The sequence below is a fragment of the Sporichthyaceae bacterium genome, from assembly GCA_036493475.1.
Classification (GTDB): domain Bacteria; phylum Actinomycetota; class Actinomycetes; order Sporichthyales; family Sporichthyaceae; genus DASQPJ01.
In genome coordinates this window covers 1-5381 of the sequence record DASXPS010000208.1, presented here as the reverse complement: position 1 = coordinate 5381, position 5381 = coordinate 1, and the positions used below count along the sequence as shown (strand labels likewise).

Here is a 5381-nt window from a genome sequence, read left to right as displayed (position 1 = left end):
CGCATGACCGGGGCGACCAGGTACAGGCGGTCGACGCCCTGCAGGGCCGGGCGATGGGTCGTGGCGTCGTCCCAGTCGAAGCGGACATCCGCGCCGTTGCGGGCCGCGGTGCGAACGCCAAGACCGCGCTTCGCGAGTTCCGTGGCGAGCCGAGAGCCGGTCTTCCCGGTGCCCGCAAGCACCAGGGTGTTCGAAGGAGAATTCGTCATAGCTCGAGCGTGCTGGACTGCTGGAAGCGGATCAATATGTTTGACGCTCGGTTCATTGTGTAGAACGCTCGCACCGTGGATGTTCTGCAAGCGCATCTGATGCGGGCTCGCGCCTCGGGCGGCGTCTTCGCCCGGTCCGTCGCACACCCTCCCTGGGGCCTGCGCCTTCCCGGCACGATCCAGCTGGCCGTGCACGCGGTCATCGCGGGGCGGATGTGGCTGTGGTTGGACGATCCGCGGTCTGCGGTGGAGCTCGCGCCCGGTGACGTGGCACTGGTCCGCGGCGGCCCCGACCACTTCATCGGGCACCAGCCCAACGCCGATTGCCTGTCGCCCGAACAGTTCCGGGCCCGCCACGCCGTCGACGAACGCGCATCCACGCAGGGCGCCCACGTGTTCCTGTGCGGGGCGTACGTTCTCTCCGGCGACGTCGGCCGAGGGCTGCTGGAAGCGCTGCCACCGATCCTGACCCTGTCGGCCGCGGCGGACGATCCGTTGCACGACGTCATCGCGCTGTTGTCATCCGAGCTCGCCACCCCCGCGCCCGGCCAACAGACGGTGCTCGACCGCCTGTTGGATGTCCTGCTGGTACTGGCAATTCGCGCGGCTTTCCAGCGCAGCGAGCAGGCGCCGCGCTGGTATCAGGCCGCGGCCGACCCGCGGCTCGGCCCGGCGTTGAGTGCCATGCATGCCGACGCCGCCCACCCGTGGACGGTGCCGGAGTTGGCCGCCCTCAGCGGGCTGTCCCGCGCCGCATTCGCCCGGATCTTTTCCCTCGTACTCGGTCAGGCACCCATGCAGTACCTGACCGAGTGGCGCATGACGTTGGCCCGGGATCAGCTGCGGGCCGGCGAACTGACCCTCGCTCAGATCGCTGCCCGTACCGGCTACGCCTCGCCCTACGCGTTCGCGGCGGCCTTCCGCCGCCACCACGGAGTCCCACCGGGCCGGTGGCGTCAACAAGAGCCGGCCGGTCCGTTGGCCGACCGGGCGGCGCCGGAGGAGATTCACGCTGGTTGACTGTGCTCCAAGGAGCACGGGCGTGCACCGTGGGGGGAGCGTGGTCGATCACTCGGGCACCGGAGGCGGTGGAGCTCTTCGTGGTGCCCCCGGTGTGCCCGGTCGAGGTCCTGGCACGGGGTGTTCACCCGGCCGGACTTGCCAAACGGAGGCTCCTCCGATTACCGTCCATCCAAACGGAGGCTCCTCCGGTTCGTCGTAGATTGCATTGCACGGGGAGATCACATGAAGACCTGGTTCATCACCGGCAGCTCCCGCGGCTTCGGCCGCGAGTGGACCATCGCCGCTCTGCAGCGCGGTGACCGCGTCGCCGCCACCGCACGCAACACCGAGACCTTGAAGGATCTCGTGGACACCCACGGGGACGCGATCCTGACCATTCCGCTGGACGTCACCGACCGGGACGCCGCCTTTGCGGCGGTGGCGCGGGCCCACGACCACTTCGGTCGCCTCGACGTCGTGGTGAACAACGCGGGCTACGGCCACGCCGGCATGATCGAGGAGCTGGGCGAGGCGGAGTTCCGCGCGCAGTTGGAGACCAACGTCTTCGGCGCGATGTGGGTGACGCAAGCGGCGTTGCCGATCCTGCGCGAGCAGCGCAGCGGGCACATCCTGCAGGTTTCCTCGATCGGGGGGATCTCGGCGTTTGCCGGCTTGGGGGCCTACCACGCCTCGAAGTGGGCACTGGAGGGCTTCAGCCAGGCATTGGCCCGGGAGGTCAAGGACTTCGGCATCCACGTCACGATCATCGAGCCGGGCGGTTTCTCGACCGACTGGAGCGGACCGTCCATGCAGCGGTCCACGCGGCTACCCGCATACGACTTGATCCATCAGGCCAGAGACGCCTTCTGGGCCGAGCACCGGCCCAAGGCGGGCGATCCGACCGCCAGTGCGGATGCGGTGCTCAAGCTGGTCGACGCGGACCAACCGCCGCTGCGGGTGTTCTTCGGTGACGGCCCGCTGGAACTGGCGACCGCGGATTACGCAGAACGACTCGAGACCTGGCGCGCATGGGAATGGCTCTCCCTCGAGGCGCAAGGCTGAAGCAGAGCGGTGCGGCTCAGGCGGCGCGGTCGCGGGCGTTGCGGACCAGCGCCCGACCGTGAGTGTCGGCGGCGCTGTGCGCGTCCTGACGGTTCTGCTCGGCGATGGCGCGCAGCGCCTCCATCGCGGGGACGACGGGGGCCATGGTGAGTTCGGCCTCGACCAGCTTCACGTCCAGACCGAACACGTCGCCGAGGACGCGTTGCACCCACGGGGTGGCGTGGTCCCAGCCCTCGCGCGGGGTGCCCGGGCCGTAGCCGCCGCCGCGGGCGACGATGAGGATGGCGGGACGGCCGGCCAGCGGCTGCTCGGCGCCGGGGCCGAAGCGCGGGTCGGTGATGAGCAGGTCGACCCAGGTCTTGAGTTGGGCCGGGACGCCGAAGTTGTAGAGCGCGGTTCCGACGATGATCGCGTCGGCGTCGAGAAGCTCGTCCGCGAGGGTCGCCGCGAGCTTGGCCGCCTCGGGGGAGCCGGCGACGGCTTGCATCCAGTCGGTGACCAGGAGGGGATCGGTGCCCAGATCACGGCGCACGACCTGGCCATCGGGGTGTTCGGCCAGCCAGGCGGCTTCGGCGGTGTCGGCGACCTCGCGGCTGGTAGAGCCGGTGGTACGCAGGCTGGTGTCGAGGCGGAACAGGTTCACGGCGAACTCCCGGGATGACTAGCTGTTCAGATCATCTGCGAGACAGAACATCGCTCCCGAAGAATTTCTTCCCGCAATCCGATCCCTCGCTACGCTGGTCGGGTGACCACCGGGGTGCCCATCTCGCCTGCCTGCGCCAAAGCACTGGGTGACGATCTGGGTTGGGCGCTGGGGGCGGTGTTCCGCTCGTATGTGAAGGCCGCGACCGAGGTCACGGCCGACCTGCCCGGCGGGCCGCGCACCTACCAGGTGCTGGCCGCCGCCGCCCGGGATCAGCCCGGCACCCAGCTCGCGTTGGCGGCGCGGCTGGGGATGGACCGCACGGTGATGACCTATCTGCTCGATGAGCTGGAGGAAGCCGGCCTCGTCACCCGCGAGCCGGATCCGGCCGACCGGCGCGCCCGGCGCATCGCTGTCACGAAGCCGGGGGCGCGCTTGCTCGCCGACCTCGACAAGCGGCTCGCCCGGGTTGAGGCGCACGTCCTGGCCGCTCTGGACTTCGACGAGCGCACCACGTTCCGGTCCCTGTTGCAGCGGGTCGCCGCGCAGGCCGAGGCAACGGATCCGGGCGGCATGTGCGAGGTGGCTGCGGAGGTCGTGGAGGAACCGGCTCCGCGGCGACGGGTCACCCGCGGCCGTTGAGGTCAGAGGTCGAGACGCCTCAGACGGTCGGGTGTGAGCTCGGCGCGGGTCGGGTAACCGTCCACGGCCATCAGCAGGTCGGCCTCGGCGAGCAGGGACCGCAGCACGTGCACGATGCCGTCGGTGCCGCCGATCGCCGCGCCATAGACGTAGGGGCGGCCGACCCCGACCGCGGTGGCACCCAGGGCGAGCGCCTTGATGATGTGGGTCCCGGAGCGGATGCCGGAGTCGAACAGGACGGGCATTCCGTCGGCGGCCTGGACCACGCCGGGTAGGGCGTCGATGGCGGGCAGCCCACCGTTGGCCTGACGGCCGCCGTGGTTGGAACAGTAGATGCCGTCCACGCCGCCGTCCTTGGCCCGGCGCACGTCCTCGGGGTCGCAGATTCCCTTGAGGATCAGCGGTAGATCGGTGAGCGAGCGCAGCCACGGCAGGTCGCTCCAGGTGAGCGGGTTGCCGAACGTGCTCGCCCACTTCAGGATCGCCGCACGCGGATCCTGCTCCGGAGGCTGCGCCAGCCCGGCGCGGAACACCGGGTCGGTGAAGTAGTTGGTCAGGCAGTGCCCGCGCAGTTGCGGGAAGTTCGAGGTGGACAGGTCACGCGGGCGCCAGCCGGTGACCCAGGTGTCGAGGGTGACGACCACGCCCGCGAAGCCGGACTTCGCGGCCCGCGTGACGAGACTCGCGGCCAGTTCACGGTCGGTCGGGGTGTAGAGCTGAAAGAACCCCGGGGTGGACCCGAACTCCGCGGCCACCTCTTCCATCGGGTCCACGGTGAGCGTCGAGGCGACCATCGGCACGCCGGTTCGCGCCGCGGCCCGGGCCGTGGCCAGATCGCCGTGCCCGTCCTGCGTGCACAGGCCGATGACACCGACGGGGGCCATGAACAACGGGCTGGGCAGCCGCCGGCCGAACAGTTCGACCGACAGGTCCCGGGTCGCCGAGGCCCGCATCATCCGCGGCATCAGGCCCCACCGGTCGAAGGCCGCGACATTGGCCCGTTGGGTGAACTCGTCACCGCAAGCGCCGGCCACGTAGGACAACACCGACGGCGGCAGCGCCGCAGCGGCCCGGCGCTCCAGTTCGCCGAACTCCATCGGGAACATCGGGGCGACACCCGCCAGACCGGCAAGGTAGATCTCGTTCTGGAAGCTGCCGAAGTCCTCTGCCATTACTACGCCCTTCAGACCGGATCTCCCGCTCTTGTGCACTCGGACTGTCAGCCTAGATGCGCGTCCTGCGGTCGGGTCTCGACCACGATCACGTCCGGATTGGGGACAATCAAGGTTCACGAACCCCGAGGGAGAACCACCGTGCCCGACTCGACCGAGGCCACCGATCGACTCGCGATCCGCGAGCTGTTCGACGCCTACGCCCACTGCGCCGATCGGCGTGACGCCGAGGGCCAGCAGGCACTGTTCACCGTCGACACCCGATTCGTGGTGCACATGGACGGTGCGGGTACCGAGCCGAGTTACGTGTTGCACGGGCGGGAAGCGCTCACCCCGGTGTTCGCGGACCTGAACCGCTACGAGGTGACCACGCACTTCAACGGGCAGAGCACGGTTGTGTTGGATGGTGATCGCGCGACGGGGGAGAGCTACACGATCGCGCATCACGTGTTCACTGAGGACGGCGTGCGCACGATCATGATTGCCTCGCTGCGCTACCTCGACAGCTTCGTCAAGCTCGACGGCGGATGGTTCTTCGCCGAACGCATCCTGATCCTGGATTGGAGCGAGACGCGGCCGCTGGGCTGACGCGTCGACAGCATCGCCATCGCGTCCAACCACGCCTTCTCCGGCTGGACCAGAACGTTCACC

The 5381-nt window shown here is 69.5% G+C and carries 7 protein-coding genes; 4 read left to right on the top strand and 3 right to left on the bottom strand.

The features are described 5' to 3' along the window. Positions 1-209 (bottom strand): ergot alkaloid biosynthesis protein (locus VGJ14_19865; protein HEY2834685.1); only part of this gene is annotated, 209 nt, incomplete at its 3' end. A gap of 75 nt (positions 210-284) precedes the next feature. Here VGJ14_19865 and VGJ14_19860 point away from each other — a divergent pair. Further along, positions 285-1229: an AraC family transcriptional regulator gene (locus VGJ14_19860; protein HEY2834684.1), complete on the top strand. Its 945-nt coding sequence runs from the start codon at positions 285-287 to the stop codon at positions 1227-1229. A gap of 225 nt (positions 1230-1454) precedes the next feature. Next, on the top strand, positions 1455-2273 hold the full coding sequence (locus tag VGJ14_19855) for an SDR family oxidoreductase (GenBank protein HEY2834683.1): 819 nt from the start codon (positions 1455-1457) through the stop codon (positions 2271-2273). A 16-nt stretch (positions 2274-2289) separates the two neighbouring features. Here the strand turns inward: VGJ14_19855 and VGJ14_19850 are convergent, their stop codons facing one another. Then, positions 2290-2916 (bottom strand): NAD(P)H-dependent oxidoreductase, encoded by a 627-nt coding sequence (locus tag VGJ14_19850; GenBank protein HEY2834682.1) that lies wholly within the window; start codon positions 2914-2916, stop codon positions 2290-2292. Positions 2917-3018: 102 nt separating this feature from the next. Here VGJ14_19850 and VGJ14_19845 point away from each other — a divergent pair, with 102 nt between their 5' ends. Continuing rightward, positions 3019-3558: a MarR family winged helix-turn-helix transcriptional regulator gene (locus tag VGJ14_19845; protein HEY2834681.1), complete on the top strand. Its 540-nt coding sequence runs from the start codon at positions 3019-3021 to the stop codon at positions 3556-3558. A gap of 2 nt (positions 3559-3560) precedes the next feature. On the opposite strand, the gene VGJ14_19840 is transcribed toward VGJ14_19845, so the two are convergent. Then, positions 3561-4730, bottom strand: coding sequence for an alpha-hydroxy-acid oxidizing protein (locus tag VGJ14_19840; GenBank protein ID HEY2834680.1), 1170 nt, complete (start codon positions 4728-4730; stop codon positions 3561-3563). Between the two features lie 141 nt (positions 4731-4871). On the opposite strand from VGJ14_19840, the gene VGJ14_19835 reads away from it, so the two are divergent. Then, positions 4872-5318, top strand: coding sequence for a nuclear transport factor 2 family protein (locus VGJ14_19835; GenBank protein HEY2834679.1), 447 nt, complete (start codon positions 4872-4874; stop codon positions 5316-5318). The last annotated feature ends 63 nt before the right edge of the window (positions 5319-5381 follow it).